Genomic DNA, 25,387 nt, shown 5'->3' with positions numbered 1-25,387 from the left:
GCAACCTCCCGTTCAAGATGCCTTCATTTTCTCATGAGCTTGAGGTTCTTGAAAGGTGGGGAGTATTTGACGCTCACGCATATCCTCGAATTTGAACCGAAACGGGCGAAGGAGTACGGGATTGATCATTTCAGCTGCGTGTCGATGAATCCGAAAGAGGCGAACAACCTGGAACTCGCCCATCGGGTGATTGACGGCCTGCCGGAGTATTGTCGGCATGAACGCTGTCTGGCCATAGGCGAGGTCGGGTTCGATTTGATCACAGATGCGGAAGAAGAAATTATGCGGCGCCAGCTCCTCATAGCAAAAGAAATGAATATGCTTGTCATGGTGCATACCCCCCATCGCAATAAAAGAGAAGGCACCGAGCGTACAATCCAAGTGCTAAAGGAAGTCAAACTCGATCCCGATCAAGTTTTGATCGACCATAATAACCTCGAGACGATCGACCTCTCGATGGCTTACGGAGGATGGAGCGGGATGACGATTTATCCGACCAAGGTTTCCCCCGAAACCGCGATCGAAATATTCGATCGGTACGGGACGGAGCGTATGCTGATTAATTCCGCGGCCGATTGGGGTCCGGCCAACCCGCTTAGTATCGTGAAAACAGCCCTTGAAATGAGAAAGAAAGCGTATGGGGAAGACGTGATCCAACAATTGGTATGGGATAATCCGATCCGCTTTTACAGCCAGTCGGGTAAGCTGCGATTGGGACAATGGATCAAGGAGAAGCAGGGATGAGCGACGTTAGGAAACCGATGACCGGCAAAGAGTATTTGGACAGTCTGCGCGATGACAGGGAAATTTGGCTAAACGGGCAGCGTGTACAGAATATTGTGAACCATCCGGCTTTCCGAAATTCCGCGCGTTCCGTTGCACGGCTTTACGATGCTTTGCATGACCCCAAGGATCACGATGTATTAACCACGCCTGTCGATATCCCGGGAGGCAGCTACACCCATCGCTTTTTTAAAGTTAGCCGAAACGCGGAGGAATTGTTAGCGTCACGCGAGGCCATAGCCGCTTGGGCGCGCCTTACCTACGGCTGGATGGGGCGGACCCCGGATTACAAGGGCGCTTTTCTTGGAACTCTCGGCGGCAACCCGGAGTTTTATGCCCCTTTTGAGAATAACGCCCGCCGGTGGTACGGGGAAGCGCAGAGGAGGGTATTGTTTATCAACCACGCCCTCATCAATCCGCCGGTGGATCGAAACAAACCGGTGCATGCCGTGTCCGATGTTTTTATCAACGTCGAAAAGGAAACCGATGCCGGGATCATTGTCAGCGGTGCTAAAATGGTAGCAACAGGCTCCGCGCTGACCAATTGCCATTTTGTCGCTCATAACGGGACGCTGCCCATTCAAAAAGAGGAATTTGCGCTCGCTTTCTTCGCCACCCACGATACGCCCGGAGTGAAGATGATTTGCCGCCCTTCCTATGAACTCCATTCCGCCGTATTAGGCAGCCCGTTCGATAACCCGCTTTCAAGCCGTCTGGATGAGAATGATGCTGTTCTTATTTTGGATAAAGCCTTGATTCCGTGGGAAAATATTCTGGTTTATCGAGATATTGAAAAGGCAAATGCTTTCTTCCCGCGTTCCGGGTTCATCAATCTGTTTATATTTCACGGATGCACCCGTCTGGCAGTCAAGCTTGACTTTATCGCCGGCCTGCTGTTAAAAGTCGTTGAATCTTCGGGAACCGGCGATTTCCGCGGGGTCAAAGCAAAAGTCGGAGAAATGATTGCCTGGCGAAATATGTTCTGGGCACTAAGTACCGCAATGGCTAAAGATCCGAATCCGGGTCCGAATGGAACGGTTTTGCCGAATGTCGAGCACGGAACGGCTTACAGGGTGTTTTCTCCCATGGCTTGGACGCGTATCAAAGAAATTATCGAAGACGTGGTGGGAGGAGGGCTCATCGTACAGCCTTCCAGTTCGGCGGATTTTAAAAATCCGGAGCTTCGTCCTTATTTGGAGAGATTTTACCGCGGCTCGGGCGGGTATGACAGTATGGAGAAGATTAAGCTAAATAAATTGCTCTGGGACGCCATCGGGAGCGAATTTGGCGGCCGGCATGGGCTATACGAACGAAATTATACCGGCAATTTTGAAGAAATCCGCATTCACGCACTGATGGAAGCTGTAAACAGCGGGTCTGCCGAGGCGTTCAAAAGCATGGTGGAGCAGTGCATGAGCGATTATGACCTCGATGGTTGGACGGACTCGACCTGGATCGATCCGCACGATGTCAATCTGGTGCAAAGATAAGAAGGGTCCCAAACCAAAAGAACGCTAACCGTCATCGGATCAGCGTTCTTTTTTCCATTTCGTTGCTCAAAAAATGAGGTGCCTTACATTCAGACTTCTACAAGTTCAGGTTTTTGTACTTGAAGCGGTGGCGGGATGAGCCAGCCTTTTTCTTTACTCATTCTTAGAATATTAAGACCAAGAGCGGCTTTAGTAACGTGGTACTTTGCAAACAAGATACCAATATCCTCACGAATGCACTTGCCCATAATCTGACTGCAAGCGACCAGACCGGCGGAGGAGTCGACAGCTATTAAAGATGCAATCTCCGGATCGGATAGTCTAGCTCCGATTGGAATATCTTCGAGCTTGGCCTCCGGCCTTTGCGGTAATGCCGGGGAAGGGGCTATTCCGTTATTTGTAAGGATAGTATCACATTCGCTAATTTCCAATTCCGCTTGATCGATGAAGTCGCCCAATAGGTTTTTGAGATCACGATCTCCTGCGTGAAACTGATAAGCGCGGTAAAGCGAAACGCAGCCTTTGGCTTTCATGGAGAATTGCCACACATCATAGATTTCCCCGTAATGCATCGGCTCATTTTTGGGGTTTCCGCTTAAAATTCCCATTTCAACAACTCCTCCAAAAAATTAATGTTCCATTACACACAGATATTGTAACCAATGTACCGCAGAGTATTCGTCACTGTTTAGCTGCAGTTCTGTCGTCAACCGTTCCGAGAAACCGGTGAAAGAATACTTCAACGACGCCCAAGACCAAACTAATGATGATCATTTCCATAAAGCTTAAGTCCCAATTCATCCATCTGGCGGCCATCCACAGAACGGCAAAAGAGAGGACTGCGTCAGCTGCCGTTGCCACCGTATTATTACTGACTTTTAGTATCCATTGATCCCCCACTAAATAAGCTATGATGCTTAGAACCAGAGCCGTGATGACGGCTTGCAACAGCGTCGCTTCAGAAAACCACATCAACAGCGGAACGACAACAATTCCATTTAGCAGTAATTTGACAATGAACTTCATTCGTTACCAGCCCCTTGAATTGTCATGTCATGAACGAATCACTGATACACTGCAGCCGGCTGTTGGTAAGGAACCGGTTGAAATGTTTGACCCATAGCTTGCATAACGTTCCGTTGAGCGATCGCAACAGGGTACCAGCCTTTACGCGCCATGTAATTCCATACTTCGAATGCTTGATGAGAACACATTTTAAAAGCATCTTCTAGAAACAATCTTAACTGTGGAGTGGAACATTCAAATGCGGCCCATGCGTATTCACGGCCTGCCCGTTTCAAAGTTAACAAATAAGAGGTGGCTATAGATCTGTCATCCAATTGGGAAAGCTTTACTTGTGGCTGAACTGCCGGGTATTGCTGTTGGAAATTCGGTACATTTCCTTGGATTTGTTGCAGTTCTGGGACGTTAAGCTTGTCCGCAGACCCCGTCGCTTGTTTTGCGAATTCAACTTTCATGTTGTAATCTTGAATATGGGCGGGGTATTGACGCGCTATCATATCGCGAAGCTCGGGGTCCGTGGCTTGATTGAGGAATAGCGCCATACATTGTATTGAATTTGTACAGCTAAGAAGCAGCTCGTTTAACTCATGTGCCTCATGCGAAGCAAGTCTCATTGAATATCAGCTCCTTCATGTTGTGGGATCTGAAGGTATTATTCCATCCAAAGGCTTGTTTATTCAGATCATGCATCTATTCAATGTGCTAAGCCCCCCCCAACTAAAATTTTATAGTTCATTGCGGTAACGATCGGCGCCGTTTCGTTTGAGCAGAGCATGGCCGCATTCATTGTTAACATAAAATTTATTATGTAAACAAATTCTTCCGAAAATTCGGAAGCAAGGCGACCGACTTTTTTACCAGCTGTATCCAGCATGCTCCTGCTATACAAAAATATCTTTCATATATTCTCCCGGCCCGGTATCATTTTCCCTTTCGATATCGTGAAGATATATTTGGGTCGTTCTGATATCGGCATGGCCTAACCAATCTTTCACCTTGATGATGTTTGCGCCCCCCAATAAGGAGTAGCTTGCCGCGCTATGTCTAAACCAGTGTGGGCTAATTTGCTTGCTTACACCTGCTCGAACGGAGGCTCGCTCAATCATTTTTCGGACCACGCGATCGTTTAATTGATTGCGCTTAGAATTGGTAACAAGCCACTGGTCCGGTTCTTTCCCAATGATAATGCAATCCCCACGTTCGCTTCGGTAGCGAAGGAGTAATTGAAACACCGTTAGATCTATTCTCAGATGACGTTCTTTGTTCCCCTTCCCGATCACTTTCATAAAGATTTGCCCATTGTTCCCCTCGTAGAGATCCCCCCATTTGGCAAAGCAAAGTTCAGATATCCGTAGGCCCATCATAAGTAGAAAAGCACCTATCAATCGATTCATTGGTTTTTTACGAAGCTCTTCGAGGATCAAAGCCATTTCTTTCTTAATTAGTTTTCGTTCTTGGCGAATCATACGAACCTTTGGCGGACGCAAATATACACTCAGATCCCTATCAAAGAATTGAAATTCAAGCCCGTATCTTAATAAAGCGCGAATAATCGTTATTTTCCTACGGGCTGTAGCAGGGGCATATTCACTGGCATCCATTTTTCCCTTTATAAATTTTTGGTAACCTTCGAGTTGAATAAACCCAACTTCTGCCAAAGAGCAAGGGGGGAGACCAGCCGCAGAATGCGACCGGCCATAAATAAAATCTAAAAACTCAAAAATAGCTTGTTTGTAGATGTTCAAAGAACCACCAGTCAAAACTTCTGACTTACGTACAGTATTCTTGAACAGAAAAAAATAGATAAAGGATAGGTCTGTGAGAGTCGGGTCCTGATCTTGGCTTTTTAACTTGGCGAAACTGAGATATTTTCCATCCTCCAAAAACATATCCCAATTCGGCTCAAAATTACTGAATTCCGAAAATGATGGAGCAGAAGAGGTTGCTATTCTTTCTAACAAACCGTATCACTTCTTTCGTTTAGACTTTCAAGTAGGGGAGAGGCTTTCAAGAATTTACAATATTATCGGCCATACTTTTGCGGGCTGTTCACGCCATACATTTATCCAATTACTGAAATTTTCGTTCCCTTTTTTGTTCGTATCCGAAAATAACTAGTTTTCGGATACTTTAATTTGAGCACTATATTACACCATAATTTTCTATTTCGTCAATGTTTTTTCTTGCTTTTTTAAACTTGAAAGGAATGAATGATCAATCATTAAGAAAATTATCCTTTGAATCCCCCTCAAGCCTGGAGTTCTCCAAATGGGGCTCAATCTTTACCGATGACCAGATGGCTGCCGCGATGATTGACCGACTCGCCCACCATGGACAATTGATTGTCTTTGAAGGAGAGTGCTACCGCCTCAAGCATACCCTGATGCGCCAAAAGTGACTGTAGCAACTGGAAATTCACCAAGGATTTTTGATGATCCGACCAGGAAATTCCACTTGACAAAACACAGGCCACCCCATAAGCCATGAAATAGCTGCCTGGGACGGCCCTGTTTGAGTTTAACTAGAGTTTTTACTTGAAGGGGATGATACCTGCTATATTTCGTATCCGTGTTCTTTTAAATACAACTCACCAGCTTCGCATAGCTCCTCAAGCTCTCGAATGCCCATATATCTATTGTTCCAGGGCGTTACCTTTTCTTCCGTTAGTGAATAGGAGTAGACCAAAGCAGTCCGTTCAAATGTCTCATCATCAGGATTTTCATACCGCTCGCATAGGTTCATAACAGAATCGTACAACTCCAATGCACTCGCATTGTACTTTTCGGATGTATATAGTCTTAAATATTTGAATTGTTTCAGTGATGTAGCTCTTTCGATGGATTCAAGTAGAATTTTTCTTCCAAAGCCTTTGCTCCGCCATTTAGGCAAAACACCGTACCAACTGAGCCAAACGGAATCTCTGTCAGCTTCTACAGTATAAATGCCCGAAATCCCTATGGCAGTTTCATTCTCGTACACAATCCAATAAGCATAACCCGGATCATTGTTATCAATAGAATTTTTGATGTGCAGAATATCAGGCGAATCCGAAAAAATTTCCTTTTGAATGGTATAGGCCAGTTTTAAATTCTGTTGAGTAACTTCTATAAAATTCATGATTGTAGCACCTCGATTAATTTCATTATAGTTGTTGAAAATATTTGCTCTCTTCTTACTTGGAAATTCCTCGCCAAAAGACTGTCCAAGTCGACTCCAGCTTCTCGTTAATTCGCTCTGGACTTGAATCATAGAGTAACTCCAGCATCAAGGTATCAACAATCCCAGTAAATGCACTTGCCGGAATAGAGGGTTGTTCCTTATAGATCTCTTCTTCCTTCATCCACTCAGCGAACTTCGCTTCAAGCATCTCCATGACCTGGTCTTCAATGGCAAAGACTTCATTTACTATCACATGATAAAGATGTTCGGGCGGAAAGAAGGAGATACGCAGCCAGAATTTCATGCGCTCGTCTAACTGAAATAGTTCTTTAACCATCACTAGATATGCATGTAATGATTTCTCCGGCGAATCATTTTTATGATTATTAAAGAACGTAAGCTTTGTGTTCAACTCAACCTCACCGGCATCACGTATAGCCTGAAGAAATAAATCATCTTTGCCTTTGAAATGGGAGTATAAGGATTGCTTCTTCAATCCAACTTCTTCGGCTATTTTCGAAAGAGAAGCCCCTTCATATCCGTGAATGGCAAAGTATTTCAGTGCTGCCCGTTTAATCTCATCACTTTTAATTGAATACCACTCCTTATTTACTTACGAACGTTCGTAAGTAACCATAGCAGATCAAATAACAGAAATCAATATAATTAACAGAAAAATAACATGTATAAAGCCCTATAGCCCTCACCTGTATCCAGTCGAAGGATTGGTCCGTCGCCTCCTTCTGCCGCACCTTCATATATTATTAATCTGAATAAAATTATTTGACCACTATAACATTTAAGAACGTTTTATTTGAGAAGGAAATAAGTTATGGAATCAGTAAAACGAGTAAACATTGTATCAGTAAGTCCGAGACTTGATTCGGATGCGACAAGGGTCGGCAGCGCTGACAGGACGGCGAGGATTCTATTGGTCAGAAGATAGAGACAAAGCATTATGAACGTTATTGGAAGGACACTCTAGAGGAGGTTAAACAAGCTCATCTGCACATAGAGGAAAATTGTAATATAGGAAAGATTATACTCAAAGTAAAAGAGTAACAGCAGTAAAAGGAATCATGCTTAATTATTTGACATCGCCGAGCTTCCAAGGCGATGTTTTTTTATACCTCGTGAAATAAACATTGGATGTAATACTGGTTGTTCGCGCTGAATAATAGTATTAAGAACAACTGCATGCGCTTGCACCAATAGGGAATGGAACGCCAAGAGGAGGGTATTTTTTTATGAAACAGCAACGTAGGGGAAAAGGAACCAGGAAAAAAGCGCTGCATCTGCTAATGGGGTTCGCGCTAGCGGGACTCGTAGCGGGATGCGGAGGGGCGGGAAAGTCGGGCGATGCGGCAGCAGGGGACGTTATTAAAATCGGAGCCAACTTAGAGCTTTCCGGTCAGGTAGCTTCATACGGTCAGTCGATTGCCGAGGGTATCGATCTGGCTGTCGAAAACTTGAACAAAAGCGGCGGCATTAACGGTAAGAAATTGGCAGTCATCAAAGTGGACAATAAGTCGGATGCGGCTGAAGCAACCAATGCGGCGATCAAATTGACCAGCCAAGATAAGGTGGCAGCGATTATCGGCGCAGCCACGACCGGCAATACGATTGCGCAGGCGCAAGTCGCAACCAATAACAAAACCGTGCTTCTGACGCCTACAGGCACCAGTCTGAATATCACGCGGAAAGCGGACGGGAGCGTCAACGATTATATGTTCCGGACCTGCTTTATCGATCCGTTTCAAGGTCGCGTTGCCGCCAACTTTGTGTCCGACGAACTGAAGGTGAAGTCGGCGGCTATCTTTGCAGACAGCGCCAGTGAGTATGCGAAAGGGCTGGCGGATTCTTTCAAAGAAACGTTCACGAAGGCCGGAGGGACGATCGTTGCCCAAGAAGCGTATGTCGCGAAGGACACCGATTTCCGCGCGACATTGACTCGCATTAAATCGCTGAACCCGGATTCGATCTTTATCCCCGGCTATTATGAAGAAGTGGGCTTGATCGTGAAGCAAGCACGCGAATTGGGAATGACCATACCGCTTATCGGAGCTGACGGATGGGATTCTCCCAAATTAGTGGATTTGGCTGGCGCCGCTGCTTTGAATAATACATATATAGCCAATCATTATTCGTCCGAAGACCCGGATAAGATGATTCAGGATTTTGTCCAAGCGTACAAAGGCAAGTACAGCGGCAAAGCTCCGGATGGGTTTAGCGCCTTGGGCTACGATTCGGTCTATTTGTTGGCGGACGGCATCAAGCGCGCGGGCTCGACCGACGGAAGCAAAATTAAGGACGCTTTAGCGCAAACGAAAGATTTGCTGTTGGTTTCCGGCAAAATTACGGTCGATAAGCAGCACAATCCGATCAAGACGGCAACTATACTGGAATATAAAGAGGGGAAGCAAACGTTTAGAACGAAAGTGAATCCATAAAGCATTCGACAGGGCCGTGGGGGGGGGGGGGGCCTCCTCCCATTGCGCTTTTTGAAGATCAATCCAATTCGAGTCTGAGCGGTTCGGAGGTTGAATGTGATGGACTGGGCACAGCAAATTGTCAACGGCATTTCGCTCGGGAGCATTTATGCGTTAATTGCGCTGGGATACACGATGGTTTATGGCATTATCAAACTGATTAATTTCGCGCATGGCGATGTCTTCATGATTGGCGCGTTTGTTGGCTTCTATGCCATTAAGGGATGGGGCTTGGGCATCATCCCCGCTTTGCTGCTCTCGATGGTGGTGTGCGCAATTCTTGGCGTGCTGATTGAAACGGTCGCCTACAAGCGGCTGCGGAACGCGACGAGAATCGCTGCTCTGATTACGGCAATCGGCGTATCGCTTCTTATTGAATACGGCACGATTTATGTTCGTGGCGCTCAACCTGAAGCTTACCCGAGCACATTCCCGAATCAGTTTTTTACTATTTTTGGCGCCTCGATCAGCAGCCAATCGCTGTATATTTTGCTGATTTCTATCGTCTTAATGATCATTTTGCAATGGGTGGTGTATCGGACCCGAATTGGCAAGGCGATGCGCGCCGTATCTCATGATGCGGAAGCAGCGCGCTTGATGGGCGTCCATGTAGACCGGACGATATCGGCTACTTTCGCCATCGGTTCTGCACTGGCAGGGGCAGCAGGCGTTATCTTCGGGATGTATTATACGAAAATAGAACCGTTGATGGGCGTCATCCCCGGACTCAAAGCTTTCGTTGCCGCTGTTCTGGGCGGCATCGGCATTATTCCCGGTGCTGTCATCGGCGGCCTCGTGCTGGGAACGGTAGAAACTTTTGTAAGCGCTTTGGGTTATTCTCCGTGGAGGGATGCCGCAGCTTTTATTATTCTTATTTTGATCCTGATTTTCAGACCGTCCGGCGTGCTGGGGAAAAATATGCGAGAGAAAGTTTAGGTGACGCATAGTGATGAAAAATAAGGCAGCATTTTGGTTATTTCTCATACTATCTGCAGTCATTTATGGCAGCGTTCAATTGCTGATCAGCGTGGAATGGTTAACCCCTTTTTATACGAATGCCTTGATTTTTATCGCGATCAATATGATCTTAGCCGTCAGCCTGCATCTGGTCATTGGGATAACGGGGCAGTTTTCTATCGGACATGCCGGTTTTTTAGCTGTTGGCGCTTATGTCGCTGCTATGGTGACCATGAAATTTCAGCTTCCGTTTCCTGTCGCATTGCTGGCCGGAGGAGCCGTGGCTGCCTGCTCAGGCTTGCTGGTCGGCATACCGAGCTTGCGCCTGAAGGGCGATTATTTGGCGATTGCCACGCTGGGCTTCGGCGAGATTATTCGGGTCGTATTCATTAACATGGAATATGTCGGGGGCGCGGCCGGTATGCAGGTGGCGCATTTAACAACTTGGACAACGGCGTTTATATGTCTCTTTATGACCATGCTGGTCATTATGAACTTTACGAATTCAACACATGGACGGGCATGCCTATCGATCCGTGAAAATGAAATTGCCGCCGATGCGATGGGGATCAACACCACGTACTACAAAGTGGTCGCCTTCACGATCGGTTCTTTTTTCGCAGGAATTGCCGGCGGGCTGTATGCCCATAACTTTTATATGATTCAACCGACAAATTTCGGGTTTTTGAAGTCGTTTGACATCTTAACCTTTGTCGTTCTGGGAGGGCTGGGCAGTATGTCGGGCGCCGTCTTGGCGGCGATATTGCTGACCATTGTGTCTACCTTCCTGCAAGGCTACCCGGAAACGCGAATGATTATTTACAGCGTCATCCTGATCGTTGTCATGCTGTATCGGCCGCAGGGATTGATGGGGACCACGGAAATGACCTCATACTTGCGCAAGTGGACGGCGATGAAACGGAGGGATGCGTATGGAAAATAACCCCTTGCTCCACGTTCGCGGTGTCGGTATGCAATTTGGCGGATTGAAAGCCGTTTCCGGTCTTCATATGGAAATCCGCAAAGGCGAGCTGGTAGGGCTTATAGGACCGAATGGGGCCGGAAAAACGACCAGTTTTAATTTGTTGACCGGTGTGTACGTACCGACAGAAGGAGAAATCTTACTTGAAGGAAAGCGGCTGAACGGTCTTGCTCCTTATCAAATTACCCGCATGGGCATTAGCCGGACTTTCCAAAATATTCGCCTTTTTAATGAGATTTCCGTATTGGACAATGTGAAAATCGCCTATCATTCCTTGGCCAAGCATTCGATGGTGAGCTCTATTTTGCGGCTTCCATCCCATTTTGCCGGGGAGAAAGAAATGGAAGAGAAGGCGATTGAGTTTCTGCGGATATTCCAATTGGAAACTTCCATGCAGGAAACGGCTAAGAACTTGCCTTACGGACAACAGCGCCGTCTGGAAATCGTCAGGGCGTTGGCCGCCGGGCCCAAGCTGCTCTTGCTGGACGAACCCGCGGCAGGCATGAATCAACAAGAGACGCGCCAGCTCATGGAATTGATCGCATTTATCCGCCATGAACTGGATTTGACGATTTTGCTGATTGAGCACGATATGAAGCTGGTCATGGGCATCTGCGAGCGGATTTACGTACTGGATCACGGACAGCTTATTGCGCAAGGAACGCCGGAGGACATCCGCAACCATGTCAAGGTAATCGAGGCCTACTTGGGAGAGGAGGTCGCAAGCAACCATGTTGAACGTGGAGCAAATTGATGTGTACTACGGGCATATTCAAGCTCTGAAAGGGGTCACGCTGGAAGTTCGTCATGGAGAAATTGTTACCTTGATTGGAGCCAACGGGGCAGGCAAAAGTACGCTTTTGAAAACGATTTCCGGTCTGTTAAAGCCTAACCGAGGTTCCATCCATTATACCGGCGTTTCGATGAACGGGAAAACAGCGCAAGATATTGTCAAAGCGGGAATTTCCCATGTACCGGAAGGCCGCCGTGTGTTTGCGAATATGTCCGTGCTGGAAAATTTGGAATTGGGTGCCTACGTCAGAAGAGATACAATGGGTATTCGTCATGATTTGCAAAAAGTATTCGAACTCTTCCCGCGTCTGCATGAGCGTCGCAAGCAGCTATCCGGGACGCTGTCCGGCGGTGAACAGCAAATGTTAGCTATGGGACGGGCGCTGATGGCGCGCCCCAAGCTCTTGCTGCTTGACGAGCCTTCTATGGGGCTTGCGCCGCTGCTTGTGAAAACGATTTTTGCCATTATCGAAGAAATCAATCGCAACGGCACGACTGTTCTGCTGGTGGAACAAAACGCCAATCTGGCGTTATCCATCGCCACCCGCGTTTATGTCATGGAAACAGGCAGCGTCGTCCTTTCCGGCACGCCGGAGGAGTTAGCCTCCAGTGAGCAGGTCAAGATGGCTTATCTTGGCAGTTAGCTGTTGCTGTCACCGAGGCTATTTGCATGTGGATGGTTTTCCCGGTTATCATAGGAATGACACGCAGCGTATTTACTCCTGCGGAGGTAGCCGAGTTTACGAACGTCTCTATAAATTATGCCAACAGAATGACTGATGGAACAAGCGAGGTGTATGCGGCCCCCATCTGGTGGGATGCACCGGCTATGCGCGCGGCAGGATTCCTCAAGTCAACAATCCGGGATATGCTACGCTACACGGAGATATTCCGAACCGGGGGTATGACTCTTTGCACCTACGATGATTATGATGTCCCTGCCGATCGTCTGCCTGATTATGCAGGGACATATATGGCGTTCGCTGGTTTGGGTGTGTCGGTTGCACAGGAAAACGGCAACCTGGTTGTACGGTTCATGGATGGCGAGCCTCTTCCGATGAGGGCCATTGCTAGAGATCATTTTTTGACAATATCTCAAGGCTCGGAACCGGAGGAGGTGCGATTTTTCCGAGATTCGGCAGGACAAATGAATGCAGTTAGCGTAGGTGGGTTACTTACGGTGAGGAAGTGGAAGGGGGACCGTGCTGAACAGGGACAACTTTAGCAGGTTCACTATGACATATTGGTAGGTGATGGATGTGCAAATCAATAGAGAGTCAAGCCAAGAAAAAATTCTGGACTTCGACATCAGAAGAACAATTATTCTTAATTTGTAACTACTCAGAGGTAGCCTGAGAGCAGAACCAAATAGGGGTACCGAGTATTACGGAGTACCCCTAAATGAGATGGTTAAACGCATCTTAGACGGTTCGAAACGAGGGCATGAAAGGCTGGCCTTCCAGAGCGCGCCGAATATATTCGAGAATCGGCAACTTCTGTCTTTGAAGGGTGGCGACATAACTTCGAATTCGGCAAAACACGCCCGCCCCTTTCTCGCTGCGAAAGGTGCCAGATATTTTCTGCTGCAGCTTCACCATCCGGACGATCCGTTCGGCTTCGTTATTCGTGAACGGGATTCGGAAGTCGTACATGAACGCTAGTACAGCATTCCGGTTCTCTATGCGATCCAGCAGATTTTTCGCTTTACTCTGCTTGACCCGCCCTTTTTTCTTCGGCGCATCTGGCGGAGGTGGAGGCGGCGGCGGATTTTCCGAGTGGCCCAACCGGATGACCTGTTCATACCGGTTTTCGAAGTACGCGATGTGCTCCGGCATCAAAGAGTTCCACCCATCGGCCTTGGCTTGCTCCACGGCTCCCTTGATCTCATACAGGAGCCCGATCATCTTTTCAGGCCATTGTTGCTGGTCGTTCTCGATGATGCCGTTCAATTCCCGGTGATGATGGGTGTTGCAAAGTGCATGTCCACATTCCGCATACGAGAAGTAGGACATCCAGCCGTCATGGACGAGATTTCCGCGATATCCCGGCAAAATACCCGCAGCATCCATGCCTTCCTTACCGCGCTTCACATGCACGGCATAATGGACTGTTTGACCGTCGGTACATCCGTGAACCCAGTGGTTTTTTCCGTTCACGCGCATGCTGGTTTCGTCGCTATGAAGAACCGGGACTGACCTGAGCACGGCCTTGGCTTGTGTCTCGAAAGCTTCCAGTTTCTCGTACAGAGCCTGATTCATGTTCACTATGGTGCCTTCGCTGATTCGATGCCCGGTCAGGGCTTCTACGAAATCCCCCAATCGTTCCAAGGGGAGAAGTTGTTGAACGTTCAAGTAACTGACGACGGCTTTCAGGTTATTCCCATACTGGATACGGTAAGACGGGGCCTCATCCGGAAAATCTGCTTGGTTGATATGGCTACAATCCGGGCAGCAAACCGTTTCCGCCCGGAATTCGGTTGTCTCCATTCGGACAATCAGGTCAATCATTTGTCTGCGCTGGGCACCGATAGCTGGAATGTCCGCAAGCGGACGATGGCAACAGGCACAAGAGGAAACGGAGGAAATGAACGTATGGTCCGGATGATCGGTCAATTCAAAATAATGGCCTGTATGACCGGGTTGTCCACCGCTAGATTTGCCGCTTTTGCCCCGCAAACTTTTAGGAGCCGGTTTGTCGAACCCGCCGCTGGAGGGCGGCTTACTGCTATTGTTGCTGTTCTGTCCGAGTTTACGTTCTAATTCCTTGACACGGATTTCCAACCGTGCGATTTGTTCGGCTTGTTGACGATTTTGCACGAGCAAAGCGGTGATGAAAGCCGCAATCTCTGGATCGCCCTTGCTGATTTTCAAGATTTGTTCTGGCGTCGGGTTCAGATTCATCACCATCACGCAAGCCCTCCCCAAAAGTCGTTATGGGGATATATTCGACTAAAGTTCTTGAAATCCTATCCAGTATAAAAAAAGGACCCTAAACTTGGGGTACTGAGTAGTTACCTTAATTTATATATTAAAGAATGGTCTATGCCAGAATATAGAGTCATAATGACAAAACCGGAGATTGGCGTATATATTGAGATATATTATTTCCCATCAATTAACGATAAAATTCCTGCAAGATTCGCAACAGTCGGCCTATCTAATTCCATTCGAAAAACTGGAAAACCTACTGAGACTGAATGGATGCTAGCTTTAAAACCCGATTTGGGACAAGAAAGCATTGATCGCATATTCTCATATTTCTGCGACCTCATTGCCCATAATATTGAAAATATAAAATCTTCGGAAATACCACGAGTAATGACTGAGAGCGCACTCGCACCAGAGAACTGGACTACAAAAGCCCTCTTGATTGATGAACTAAGAGGAGAAAGTGAGGATTTAGAAGAAATAAAAATAGGTGAAGAAATAATTAGTGTCTTGTGGGTTATACCAATTACTCATAAAGAAGCACGTATAATTTTACAAGAAGGCATAGATGCTTTTGATGCTTACATAGAAAAGCTTCAGCATTCAATAATAGATCCCACTCGTCCTTATTAATAAGCAGTTCAATATCATTCGAACTCGCTATTAACCACCAAAAATAACATTGCAACTATGTTAAAGATGATGAACAGTTGTTAACGAAAGGGTTGGAGTTAATCAAACGGGAGTAGCAGATGAATTACCTACAAACAGGCCGCGAGTACTTCCACGGCTTTTTCGTATGTTATAAGCCACAGAGGGAAATGGTTATTTATCAGTGCAGGCGCAGAAGGGATCTTGGCGTATGGGGGCTCGTAAAATGCTTTTGGAGGCAACATCCTGCTACCTAAGCATGAAATTAGGAATGGATCGAGCAGGCAATGCAGAATAATCGCTATGAGAAGGCAGAGTAACAGGAAGCAGTCTCGCTAAAGGGATCGGGCCGATGGAGGCCAATGAAGGAGTGTTTCTGTGAAATATTTGACAAAAGAATGGTATGAATTATGCCAGCGGACAGGACTTCATTTTGGCATGAGGGCGCACAAGAGTGCCTACGAACATTACGAAGCACTTTATTTGCGGCTCTATAAAAAGAAGGAAAAGGAATTTATTAGTCAGAGGCGGAAAGTTTACGACGTCGATCCCCGGTTTATGCTGGAGCAGGATGGCGCGCAATTTGTGGCTCTCGATAAATTTTTGAATGGGGATCAGATCAGTGAAGAGGATACAATGGTCTATCACATGACTTCTGAAGAAATGGATCGGATACAGCAATTAATTGCCGCTTACGATGTCCGGCCTCCTTTTGATAAAATGAAATGTAAGGAAGAATTCAGCGAGATTCAGGAGTGGGCATATAAGGAAGCGTTTCATAAACTTCCGGGAGAGCTGTCCTCACGCATTGCGGATATGCGGGTGTTTGTACTGGGTTACTGTACGAGAGAGGTATTGCACGAACTGAAGCAACTGAGCAAAGAAAATAAAAAGCACATGATGCTGGTCTTGGATGAATATAGGCAGGCACAACAAGCGGAGAACATTCCCGAACATATCCGCAGCCAATTCGGTTTTCACGATTGCACAGTGACGGAGCTTACGTCCGGCAAGCAGATGGTTATGAGACTGGACACGCGAGGCGGATTTACCAACAACAACAAGGTTACATTTGATGCAGTCGACAAAATCATCAGACAAGACGAGCACATTGTGGGCAGCTATTGGATTTATAATGAGCTGTATCGTACGGATTGCGGCTATGAAGTCCATATCCTGTTTTCGGGCGAAGGAATGTCTGAACTCATTATTCACTGCGCAGACATTGTTGTAGAACAAGAATGACTTGAATATAGTAACTAAACGCCCATGACCCGGTGGGTCACAAATTGGGATGAAAATTTTACCGTCCAGTAACATCCAGCGGTCACGGCCAAAAGCATCAAGCATAAAGGATGTAGGGGCAGGGGGATGGTAAGTCGAATTCTTTATGGAGTGTGGTGGAACGGCTATTTATTATCGTTCTCTATTTTGCCAGAGTAACACATTCGCTTCACCTACATATGATGAGTCTAGAAATCTAAAGAGGTGAGCCAATGGCAGTCGTAAAAGCCAGGAAGCAGGATATTGATATGTTGGCAAGGTTGCTTCGGGCCGAAGCTGAGACCGAAGGCGAAATGGGCATGCTCCTTGTTGGAAATGTTGGCATTAACCGAATAAGAGCGAATTGCTCCGATTTTAAAGGAATCCGGACAATTCCCCAAATGATCAACCAGCCGCATGCGTTCGAAGCGTTGCAACATGGTTTGTACTATCAAAACGCAAGAGAGAGAGAACGCCGTCTGGCGCAACGGACTGTGAATGGGGTGCGGAATTGGCCAGCCAAATTCTCCCTATGGTATTTCCGTCCAGGAACGTTTGAAGATCCCGGACCATGTCCGCCAACTTGGTATAATCAGCCGCTCGCAGGACGATGGAAGAAGCACTGTTTTTATGAACCGACCGCGAAAGAATGTGAAAATGTATATAGTACGTTTTAATATTATAAACGAAAAGAGGCTCTTCGCCGTTAGCGATGCTACTCCCCGAAAAGCACCCTATGAATTTCCAGTGACTCTTTGAAAACCGGACAAGGGAATTGGTCAGAGATGTGAGCGAAGCGTGGCTCCGTGCTGTTGACCAGTTCTTTTCTCATTTCAGCGAAAAATTGAGCTTGCCTGCCAATACGTACACAATGGCGATGCAAAAATTCCTGTAATATTATTATAAAAGGTAGGTAGGGAGGTTAAATATGTTGAGGAAGAGTGCAAATTCAGGTAGAAGGTCTGCAGTAATTACTGGGGTGTTGTTAATAACCGGGTTGGTTACAGGTATATTTAGTGTTGTTCCTGTTATAGATGGAGCAGACTACCTTGTCAAGGCTTCTACAAATGAAAATCAGGTACTTGTAGGAGCGTTTTTCCAGTTGTTAATGGTTGTTGCATATGTTGGTATTCCTATTTTGATGTATCCGATTTTAAGTAAGCATAATAATGGTTTAGCTCTTGGATCTGTTGCTTTCGGCATCATTTCGGGTGTGTTCATTATTTTTGGTGTAATCATTCTTCTGTTGCTATTGACATTAAGCCACGAATTTGCAAAAGTTGGAACTCTGAATGTATCGTATTTTCAGACCCTGGGTGGATTGTTACGGGAAGGACGTGATTTGGTGAACCATGTGGCAACGACACTGGCATTTGTTTTGGCTATGCTCTTGTTTAACTGCATATTTTACCAAATAAAATTAGTTCCACGTTGGTTGTCAGCTTCGGGTCTTATTGGGTCTACACTGTCCATATTGGCAAGCTTATTATTTATGATTCGCTTCATCGGTCTGGATGCAACCTACATGATGTTGAACAGTTTGATAGCCTTTCAACAATTGGTTTTGGCTATATGGCTAATCATTAAAGGATTCAACCGGGCGGAACAGGATTCTGTATCCAATTGATTACTCACGCAGGTTCGTGTATTCGCAGGATAACTACCCTTTAGGGATCAGCGCGACATAAGTGTGCTTAATTATTGATGGCGCGACACAATTAAACTTGAATAATTCTCAGGTCTAATCTCTCACTCTCTAATGGGTGGAGGGGGAACTATTGCGGGAACTTTAATGCAGGAGCTGCTTATGCCGCAGCTTCTTTTTGGTTTGTTCAAATCGGGCAGGAAAGTTTAACAATAATTGTCTTTTACCAGCCTTCACCTAAATTATTTGTTATCATGTTTGGTAGTGGACTTTATTTTGGTGGAGTTTGGGGGACTGACATGATACTAGCTCATCGACAAGAGGGCTCGAAACAAAACGATCGCCATGTGGAGCAATCAAACGAAGAGAAACGGAGGATGGAAGAAATAAATATTAAATTCGAAACGCTGATCTATGCCTTAAGCCGAAGGTTCAAGAAGGATATCATCTCGGCCGACTGCCAAACCATGCCGTTACAGGGCGGAACTGTAGGAAATGTGTACCTGGTAACGGGGATCGCCGAAACCGCGGATGGAGAAAAATTGCCATACCGAATCGTTCTGAAAATCCAGAAGAAATGGGAGCGTTACGGCGATCCGGGTTCATGGCGCCGGGAATATGATCTCTATGCGTCTGACTTGGGAGCGACGTTCTCGGATGCCTTCCGCTGGCCGACATGTTATCACGCCGAGATCAATGCCGAAGAAAATAAATTCCAGCTGTGGCTGGAATTTATCGATGGCGTAACCGGTTTAGACTTGACCGGTGACATGTATGAACAGGCTGCGCTGGAGTTAGGACGCTATCAAGGCAAGCTGTATGCGGAGCAGCCCGCTGTGCTACAGAGCCTGCCCAACCTGAGCCATGCGGATTTCATGAAGAATACGTATCTGCATTACCGGTCATGGCCAGCGCTTTCCGGTCAAATGGTTACGATTCAAGGCGTCGTAACGGCGGACAACTCGGCAATCGGCGGCGGCAAGCTGTCTACGTTCGTACAGGATGCAACGAGCGGAATCAACGTGTTTGCGGTTGACGCTTCTGCTTTTCCAGCGTTAACGGAAGGCAAGCTCGTTGAAATTAAAGGAATGATCACTGCTTATAAGGGATTGACCGAAATTACGCCGGATACCATTACGGTGAAGGCGGAGGGCCAAACGGTTCCTGCACCGCTTACGCTTTCTCTTCAGCAAGCAAGCGACGCAACGACGGCAGAACCGAACAAAGGCCGTATCGTATCGGTTCGCGGCTTCGTGACCGACGTACCGACGACCGTTTCGGGCGGAGGATACAATGTTCCAACCATTGATGAGCAATTCAACGGCATGACCCTTCGCGTCATGGCGGAAACGAACGCGATCGGGCAGCTGAAAGCAAAGACATGGTACGACTTTACGGGTATTCTAGGCCAATATGACAGTTATCAGCTGATGCCTAGGAAAGCGGCAGACGTGACGGAATTGAATCCTCAATTACCGGCTCCGACTCCTGCTGCAAACTATACTTCTACGGTTGCTTCCGTCGTGGACGGCGATACGATTCATTTGACGACTCCGGTGCTGGGCGTGACCAAATTGCGCTTCCTTTCGATCGATACGCCAGAGAAAAATTACGAGGGTCAATCCCAAGGCTATTACGCGGAAGCAGCGTCGGCTAAGCTTGCGGGATTGCTTCCTGTCGGGACGGAAGTCGTGATCGAGACGGGTCAAGATCCGATCGACGGATACGGCCGTTTGCTTGCGCATGTTTATGTGAAAAGTACAGGACTTGACGTTAACAAGGAAATGGTTCGTACCGGAAACGCGGTCAATTACTTTATTTGGCCATGACGAAGAAATATGTAAGTCAAATATCGCCCACAGCCTCGTTTAGCTATCAGGCAGGATTCCATTTTTGCACGAACCAATCTGAAACCTTTTTCCATCTTACCCGTTTTTTATTATGTGCTTTGATATAGAATGGGAGGGGACTATGTGAGTACAGTATACCGAGAATACATAAATGGTACTGTTTTTACAGGGGAAATAAAACAAGACATTGAGATATTCTTGATAAACCACAACGAGGAAAGTACATATCATCATACCCTTTCAGTACTTAATGAATCGGTTCGAGTTGCAAACATATTTGGTGTCGACATCGAATTAGCAACACAAGCTGCTTTACTGCATGATGTAAGCAAAGTAATTCCTAAAACAGATATGATGAGGATAGCTCAGGAATCAAATATTAAAATATTGGAGGACGAATGCCACTATCATCGTATTATTCATCAGAAGCTTTCAAAAGATATGGCAAGCAAAATATTTGGGTGCACGAACACTGACGTATTAGAGGCAATTGAATGCCACACCACTTTAAAAGCGGGGGCAAACATATTAGCTAAGGTACTATTTGTATCTGATAAAATCTCATGGGATCTACCTGGAGACCACCCCTATCAAGAAGCAATGAGATCTAAACTTGAAAATTTAGACTTGGATGGAGCCGCTTTGGTCTATTTAGATCATGTTTGGGGACAGAGGGACAAATTAAAATTAGTACACCCGTGGCTGATTGAAGCAAGGGACGAGCTGATGTTATCTTTAAACGACGGGTACGAGAGCTCAATAAAGACTAGCATTGCATAGCAGAATCGTACATTCGAAATAAACAATATTTATTGAAATGTGAGGAACAATGAAATAGGAAGTGTGAAGTCCACAGGCGGGTACATTCAACTCGGCGAACTTAATCCTCAATGCAAAATAAAAAAGGATCAACCAGAAAGAACTGGTTAACCCTTAATACTAACGTCCAGCTTAGATGTGGGAACTTGATCAAAAGATAAACAATCACTTTTGAGGGCTCAATAAATGATGGTGAACATTCTAGTTGGCCTTCTCCTGATTAACCACAACTGTCCCCCGCACTTTAACATTTAGCCACCGGTCTCCTGGTTTCCGTATGTACTTTGCAAAGAAGTAGGACCAAGGCATAGCAATTGGAATAACGATCCCAAAGGAGCATGCAAAAACATTCGCCGTGGTTGAATCGTCCATATGGCCGGATAACCACAGTGGGAGCGCGACGATCAGCAACCAAATCGATTTCCAAATCATTTCCCATAGAAGCATAGGCAACATCTGCAATGGATAGCGGATTCCCAAAATCAAAAGCAGCCCAAAAGTCACCTGCATGCAAGCAACTACGCCTTGCATAAACTCCCAATTCTGATCCTGATAAATGGCTTGATGGATGACTGCTGGAAATTGGAAAATAATGAGCCCAGTGGCGAGGAAGAGGTACACGGCTCTTAGTAAATATAGGCGAAACAACGATACTTCGTTCATTTAACATCTCCTTTTGGTTGGTTGTTTTTTGATTCGCTTTTGTTCGTACAAGCCGACTATCCGTTATTCGACTTCCTTTAAAACCTTCTCGATCACTGTCAAGCGATTATTGACGTCCACAAGTGTGGCGTCGAGGGAAGAGAGCGCGTTCGCTGCCTGGGTTTGGGCGGCAACTGCTTTTTCCGCGATCTGTCGGTAGGCCTCATCGCACGGGGAAGTGGAATTTGTGGAGATTAGCGAGCTCGAGTCGTCGGCAAAGGTGTACTTGCAATTGATTGCTAACTTCATGTCTGGCGAGGCAAGGATAGGAGATTCCTGAAATACGACCGTTATCATTTACGAAATAATCTGGCATTCTGGCTGGCATTAGGGGCAGTGACGTTCGATGCACTGTTGTGTATTAGGAACTAACGGGGAGCGGCTGTGAAACGGATAGAGGCTGTACCGGAAGGGAGTCTCTCTCTTGATTGGGTAAGCCGCGAAGCGGGAAGCGGATTCGATCAACTGCAATTCGATTTTGCCCACTACTTATCGTGTCATGAAGGAGATAGCGACCGTAAGTCGACTTTGCCCATTTCCAACGCCCATTTTGCACAACCGTTCGATTATACCCTTCTGTAAGTTGGCTAAATCGGATTCCAGCTGTTTGGAGAGGCGTTTTGACTTTGTAATTCGATGTTTTCGGACTATAATAGCGGCTCGGCGATTGCCTGGAAAACAAAGAGCCGCCCCAAAGTCCTTTTCAGACCTTGTGGGACAGCCCTCCCTTTCAAAAAGACGGCGCAGCCGTTTATCCTTGCGATATTTCAATCAAGCGGGGATTGATCATATGTTTTCTGGCTTCGGTCTGATTTTCGATGGAGTCAACGATCATCCGGGCCGCAATGGTACCCATCTCAAACGGGGATTGGTCAATATAAGCGACAGGGAATAGGCAATCGGAATGAAACAGCGGTTGGTCGCAGCAAATGATTTTGATGTGCTTCAGATTCAGTTTAGCGCAAGCCATGCCTACATATTGCGCAAGCAAGGCGTCGACGGCCGCAATGGCATCGAGCTCCTTATTATCCTGTAAAAAAGTCATAATCTCCGGCGGAACTACATCCCGGTTCAATTCCTCGAGAATGGAAGGGGAAATCGAGAGGATGCTCTGCTCGGATAAGGGTTCTCTCCCCATTCGGACGAGCGCCGACTGGAACCCATTAATACGATCGCTCACCCCGATTGTATACAGGGAAGGATAAGTGATCAGTCCGATATGCTTCGCCTCCTGCTTGCACAAGTATTCGACCATCAGCGTGCCGATTTCCTTCGTATTGCAGTAGACTCCGTTCGTACGGATATCGCGCATCGTCCTTTCCACCAGCACGACATGATGCTTGTTTAGAATCAATTTTACAATGTCGTCGTTGAAGTGCTGCTCTCCTTGACAGGCCACAATAATAATCCCATCGACAGGAATGTCCAAAAACGCTTGAATCGCTTTCGATTCCTCCTCGCGGCCTTTGATGCGCTTAAATAATAAATGATAGGAAAGCTGACTGAGCGCAGCCTCCACACCGGAAATCAAGAGAGAGGAGTATTGGAATTCCATCCACGGCATAATGAAGCCGATCATTTTTTTGGACGGCTGCATGGCCGTAAACAGCGGCGCTGTCGTTTCTTTGGCTTGCTTGTTATGGTTTCTTGCCGCGACAAACGTTCCCTTGCCCCGGTGCCTATATAAAAATCCGTCGTTAACCAGCCCCATCATGGCATTCTTCGCCGTAATGCGGCTCACCTGGAATTGTTCGGCGATTTCTCGTTCAGGAGGAATTTGATGGTGAGCCGGCCAATGTCCCTTTTCAATCTGCTGCAAAATATAATCTTGTATTTGCGAGTATAGAGGTATCTTTGTGTTCATCGTTAGCGGCCACCCCGATTTGAGTTTTCACGTTTTCATAATAATGATTAAAGTATATATTATTATCTCCAACATATCAATATCTGCCTTGTTGCCATGAAAAATCGGAATCGTAAAGCGTCGCGCTGCGAATGCCAAGGAAGATCAAACACTGGCAGTTCCAATTTAAATGTAAAGTATAAAATGATGTATTGACATATCAACTTCAAGGTGCTACTCTTTTTATGAAAACGCTTCCCGCTTTATCTTGTTTGCTGTTTAATCGCATGTTGGGTTTGTAAATTGGATATATCTTTTATTTGGAGGTATCATGCCAATGACGAGAAAACTGATCGATTTATCGATGGACATTTATCATGCCGCCCCGACCTTTGCGTTCGACCCGAAATGCGCCGTAATCGTCCATAACACCATTGATAGCATTGGATATAACATTACCCAGCTATCGATGAGCACGCACCAAGGGACGCATCTGGACGCTCCATTTCATTTTCTGGACGATGGCAAAACCGTAGAACAGCTTGATTTGACCAAATGCGTCGGAGACGCTTTGCTCGTCGATTTATCCCACAAGAAGCCCAAGGAACCGATTACGCCCGAAGATTTCGCACGATACGCGGATCGTATCGGCGAAGGAACGCGGTTGATTTATCGGACCGAATGGCACAACCAATTTCCGCAGAAGCATTATTTTTCCGATTTTCCGTACATGACGATCGAATTGGCAGAATGGCTGGCTACACGCAAAATCGCTTTGATCGGCATGGACGTGCCGACGCCGAATCCTACCGATTACGACCCGGTTCACAAAATATTGTTGGGCGCGGAAATCGTCATTGTGGAAGGTTTGGCTAATTTGGGGGACGTCGGAACGGATACGTTTTTCTTTATGGCCGCTCCTTTGCGTATTCGAGGCCGGGACGGGTCGCCTGTGCGGGCGCTGGCGATGTTAAATAACGATACAGCGGGAGGATACTGATGAACGCCTATCAGGTTGCCGTTACCGATTACGGATTTCCCGATTTAAAACAAGAAAAGGCGATTTTGGAGCCGCTCGGCTTTCATTTTGTGACCGGGCAGTGTAAAACCGCTGCGGAAGTCGCGGCGCTCTGCCAAGACGCCGATGCCGTGTTGACCCAGTGGGCCCCGGTAACCGCCGAGGCGATCGAAGCGTTCCGCAAATGCCAAATCATTGTCCGGTACGGCATCGGCGTCGACAACGTCGACCTTGAGGCGGCAAAGCGCAAGAACATTCCCGTCGTCAACGTTCCCGACTACGCCGTTCACGAGGTTGCCGATCACACGCTGTCGCTGATGCTTGGCATCGTGCGCAAAATACCGCAGATCGTACAGCGCGTTCGCAGCGGCGTATGGGAAATCGCTCCGTGCCGGCCAATCATCGGGCTGCAGGATAAAATAATCGGCGTTGCCGGTTTCGGCAATATTGCCAAAGCGGTTGTTCGAAGGGCGCAAGCTTTCGGTTTAACCGCGATCGGCTACGACCCGTTTGTAAGCGAATCGGTGTTTGCCGGGCTCGGCGTAGAGAAGGTCGATTGGCAGACGCTGCTCACGCGAAGCGACATCATCTCCGTACACATGCCGCTCACGAAAGAAACGAGGCACATCTTCAATGAGGAAGCTTTTCGCGGGATGAAGCAAACGAGCTTTCTCGTGAACACCTCCAGAGGCGGAACGATTGATACCGCAGCATTGATCTCCGCACTGCAGAGCGACGAAATCGCCGGCGCGGCGCTAGACGTTCTGGAGCACGAGCCGATCCCGCCGGACAGCCCATTGCTTCAAATGGAGCAATGCATCGTGACGAGCCACTGCGCTTGGTATTCCGAAAACGCTCTTTTACGTCTGCAAGAGTATGCCGCGCTCGAAATAAAACGGCTTTTCAGCGGTGAGACTCCACAGCACATCATGAACGGCGTTGGTAAATAAGACGCCATTCGAATGGCGAATCGAAGGAACGGGGGAGCGCAGCA

Annotated in this window: 28 protein-coding genes and 1 pseudogene; 19 read left to right on the top strand and 10 right to left on the bottom strand. The window is 46.9% G+C overall.

All coding sequences use genetic code 11. The features are described from left to right. Positions 1-66 precede the first annotated feature (66 nt). Together NLX71_RS21200 and NLX71_RS21195 are read left to right on the top strand one after the other, a co-directional pair. Positions 67-744 (top strand): TatD family hydrolase, encoded by a 678-nt coding sequence (locus NLX71_RS21200; protein WP_254365759.1) that lies wholly within the window; start codon positions 67-69, stop codon positions 742-744. Further along, entirely contained in the window at positions 741-2,273 is a 1,533-nt protein-coding gene (locus NLX71_RS21195) for a 4-hydroxyphenylacetate 3-hydroxylase N-terminal domain-containing protein (protein ID WP_254365758.1), read from the top strand. Before NLX71_RS21200 ends, NLX71_RS21195 begins: the two co-directional genes overlap by 4 nt. An 89-nt stretch (positions 2,274-2,362) precedes the next feature. On the opposite strand, the gene NLX71_RS21190 is transcribed toward NLX71_RS21195, so the two are convergent. From NLX71_RS21190 to NLX71_RS21170, 5 genes are all read right to left on the bottom strand, one after another. Then, on the bottom strand, positions 2,363-2,881 hold the full coding sequence (locus NLX71_RS21190) for a DUF3231 family protein (RefSeq protein ID WP_254365757.1): 519 nt from the start codon (positions 2,879-2,881) through the stop codon (positions 2,363-2,365). 73 nt (positions 2,882-2,954) lie between these two features. Next, positions 2,955-3,299: a DUF2512 family protein gene (locus tag NLX71_RS21185; RefSeq protein WP_254365756.1), complete on the bottom strand. Its 345-nt coding sequence runs from the start codon at positions 3,297-3,299 to the stop codon at positions 2,955-2,957. Between the two features lie 38 nt (positions 3,300-3,337). Then, the gene (locus NLX71_RS21180) at positions 3,338-3,910 is read right to left on the bottom strand and encodes a spore coat protein (protein ID WP_254365755.1); all 573 of its coding nucleotides are present in this window, start codon (positions 3,908-3,910) and stop codon (positions 3,338-3,340) included. Between the two features lie 80 nt (positions 3,911-3,990). Then, complete coding sequence (locus tag NLX71_RS21175) at positions 3,991-4,170, bottom strand: hypothetical protein (RefSeq protein WP_254365754.1); 180 nt, start codon at positions 4,168-4,170, stop codon at positions 3,991-3,993. Between the two features lie 7 nt (positions 4,171-4,177). After that, on the bottom strand, positions 4,178-5,257 hold the full coding sequence (locus NLX71_RS21170) for a tyrosine-type recombinase/integrase (protein ID WP_254365753.1): 1,080 nt from the start codon (positions 5,255-5,257) through the stop codon (positions 4,178-4,180). A gap of 212 nt (positions 5,258-5,469) precedes the next feature. On the opposite strand from NLX71_RS21170, the gene NLX71_RS26890 reads away from it, so the two are divergent. Next, the gene (locus NLX71_RS26890; protein ID WP_309248973.1) at positions 5,470-5,694 is read left to right on the top strand and encodes an ATP-binding protein; all 225 of its coding nucleotides are present in this window, start codon (positions 5,470-5,472) and stop codon (positions 5,692-5,694) included. A 155-nt stretch (positions 5,695-5,849) separates the two neighbouring features. On the opposite strand, the gene NLX71_RS21160 is transcribed toward NLX71_RS26890, so the two are convergent. Beyond that, positions 5,850-6,413, bottom strand: a complete 564-nt coding sequence (locus NLX71_RS21160) for a GNAT family N-acetyltransferase (RefSeq protein ID WP_254365752.1) — start codon at positions 6,411-6,413, stop codon at positions 5,850-5,852. Between the two features lie 55 nt (positions 6,414-6,468). Next, positions 6,469-7,017, bottom strand: a complete 549-nt coding sequence (locus tag NLX71_RS21155) for a TetR/AcrR family transcriptional regulator (protein ID WP_302058382.1) — start codon at positions 7,015-7,017, stop codon at positions 6,469-6,471. A 739-nt stretch (positions 7,018-7,756) separates the two neighbouring features. Here NLX71_RS21155 and NLX71_RS21150 point away from each other — a divergent pair. From NLX71_RS21150 to NLX71_RS21125, 6 genes are all read left to right on the top strand, one after another. Then, positions 7,757-8,905 carry an ABC transporter substrate-binding protein gene (locus NLX71_RS21150; RefSeq protein ID WP_375377946.1) on the top strand — a complete coding sequence of 383 codons (1,149 nt, stop codon included), beginning with the start codon at positions 7,757-7,759 and terminating at the stop codon, positions 8,903-8,905. Positions 8,906-9,004: 99 nt separating this feature from the next. Then, positions 9,005-9,880: a branched-chain amino acid ABC transporter permease gene (locus NLX71_RS21145; protein WP_254365750.1), complete on the top strand. Its 876-nt coding sequence runs from the start codon at positions 9,005-9,007 to the stop codon at positions 9,878-9,880. Between the two features lie 13 nt (positions 9,881-9,893). Further along, positions 9,894-10,844: a branched-chain amino acid ABC transporter permease gene (locus NLX71_RS21140; protein ID WP_254365749.1), complete on the top strand. Its 951-nt coding sequence runs from the start codon at positions 9,894-9,896 to the stop codon at positions 10,842-10,844. After that, a complete protein-coding gene (locus tag NLX71_RS21135) occupies positions 10,834-11,637 on the top strand; it encodes an ABC transporter ATP-binding protein (protein WP_254365748.1) in 804 nt (267 codons plus the stop codon). The genes NLX71_RS21140 and NLX71_RS21135 overlap by 11 nt, the downstream gene beginning before the upstream one ends. After that, positions 11,615-12,319 (top strand): ABC transporter ATP-binding protein, encoded by a 705-nt coding sequence (locus NLX71_RS21130; protein WP_254365747.1) that lies wholly within the window; start codon positions 11,615-11,617, stop codon positions 12,317-12,319. The genes NLX71_RS21135 and NLX71_RS21130 overlap by 23 nt, the downstream gene beginning before the upstream one ends. Positions 12,320-12,345: 26 nt before the next feature. Then, entirely contained in the window at positions 12,346-12,900 is a 555-nt protein-coding gene (locus NLX71_RS21125; RefSeq protein WP_254365746.1) for a hypothetical protein, read from the top strand. Positions 12,901-13,096: 196 nt separating this feature from the next. Here the strand turns inward: NLX71_RS21125 and tnpC are convergent, their stop codons facing one another. Next, complete coding sequence (tnpC, locus tag NLX71_RS21120; protein WP_254365745.1) at positions 13,097-14,581, bottom strand: IS66 family transposase; 1,485 nt, start codon at positions 14,579-14,581, stop codon at positions 13,097-13,099. A 156-nt stretch (positions 14,582-14,737) separates the two neighbouring features. Between tnpC and NLX71_RS21115 the strand changes: the two genes are divergently transcribed. The 7 genes and pseudogenes from NLX71_RS21115 to yqeK all read left to right on the top strand — a co-directional run bounded on the left by NLX71_RS21115 (position 14,738) and on the right by yqeK (position 20,791). Beyond that, entirely contained in the window at positions 14,738-15,235 is a 498-nt protein-coding gene (locus NLX71_RS21115; protein WP_254365744.1) for a suppressor of fused domain protein, read from the top strand. A 396-nt stretch (positions 15,236-15,631) separates the two neighbouring features. Next, a complete protein-coding gene (locus tag NLX71_RS21110; RefSeq protein WP_254365743.1) occupies positions 15,632-16,498 on the top strand; it encodes a DUF4085 family protein in 867 nt (288 codons plus the stop codon). 251 nt (positions 16,499-16,749) lie between these two features. Further along, positions 16,750-17,193, top strand: a complete 444-nt coding sequence (locus tag NLX71_RS21105) for a cell wall hydrolase (RefSeq protein ID WP_254365742.1) — start codon at positions 16,750-16,752, stop codon at positions 17,191-17,193. 251 nt (positions 17,194-17,444) lie between these two features. Continuing rightward, the gene (locus tag NLX71_RS21100; protein WP_254365741.1) at positions 17,445-18,143 is read left to right on the top strand and encodes a DUF4386 domain-containing protein; all 699 of its coding nucleotides are present in this window, start codon (positions 17,445-17,447) and stop codon (positions 18,141-18,143) included. A gap of 404 nt (positions 18,144-18,547) precedes the next feature. Continuing rightward, positions 18,548-19,078 (top strand): annotated as a pseudogene (locus NLX71_RS21095) (aminoglycoside phosphotransferase family protein); the annotation flags it as partial. Positions 19,079-19,087: 9 nt separating this feature from the next. Next, positions 19,088-19,990: a thermonuclease family protein gene (locus NLX71_RS26885; RefSeq protein ID WP_309248975.1), complete on the top strand. Its 903-nt coding sequence runs from the start codon at positions 19,088-19,090 to the stop codon at positions 19,988-19,990. Positions 19,991-20,134: 144 nt separating this feature from the next. After that, a complete protein-coding gene (gene yqeK / locus NLX71_RS21085) occupies positions 20,135-20,791 on the top strand; it encodes a bis(5'-nucleosyl)-tetraphosphatase (symmetrical) YqeK (protein WP_254365740.1) in 657 nt (218 codons plus the stop codon). Between the two features lie 240 nt (positions 20,792-21,031). Here the strand turns inward: yqeK and NLX71_RS21080 are convergent, their stop codons facing one another. After that, a complete protein-coding gene (locus tag NLX71_RS21080; RefSeq protein ID WP_254365739.1) occupies positions 21,032-21,493 on the bottom strand; it encodes a hypothetical protein in 462 nt (153 codons plus the stop codon). Between the two features lie 423 nt (positions 21,494-21,916). Between NLX71_RS21080 and NLX71_RS21075 the strand changes: the two genes are divergently transcribed. Next, positions 21,917-22,114 (top strand): hypothetical protein, encoded by a 198-nt coding sequence (locus tag NLX71_RS21075; protein WP_254365738.1) that lies wholly within the window; start codon positions 21,917-21,919, stop codon positions 22,112-22,114. Between the two features lie 169 nt (positions 22,115-22,283). On the opposite strand, the gene NLX71_RS21070 is transcribed toward NLX71_RS21075, so the two are convergent. Continuing rightward, a complete protein-coding gene (locus NLX71_RS21070; protein ID WP_254365737.1) occupies positions 22,284-23,396 on the bottom strand; it encodes a GntR family transcriptional regulator in 1,113 nt (370 codons plus the stop codon). A 316-nt stretch (positions 23,397-23,712) separates the two neighbouring features. Between NLX71_RS21070 and NLX71_RS21065 the strand changes: the two genes are divergently transcribed. Together NLX71_RS21065 and NLX71_RS21060 are read left to right on the top strand one after the other, a co-directional pair. Then, positions 23,713-24,375 (top strand): cyclase family protein, encoded by a 663-nt coding sequence (locus NLX71_RS21065; RefSeq protein WP_254365736.1) that lies wholly within the window; start codon positions 23,713-23,715, stop codon positions 24,373-24,375. Then, positions 24,375-25,343, top strand: a complete 969-nt coding sequence (locus tag NLX71_RS21060) for a C-terminal binding protein (RefSeq protein ID WP_254365735.1) — start codon at positions 24,375-24,377, stop codon at positions 25,341-25,343. The genes NLX71_RS21065 and NLX71_RS21060 overlap by 1 nt, the downstream gene beginning before the upstream one ends. Positions 25,344-25,387: the final 44 nt, after the last annotated feature.

This window comes from Paenibacillus sp. MZ04-78.2 (assembly GCF_024213375.1).
Taxonomy (GTDB): Bacteria; Bacillota; Bacilli; order Paenibacillales; family NBRC-103111; genus Paenibacillus_G.
This window is presented reverse-complemented; position numbering and strand designations above follow the sequence as displayed.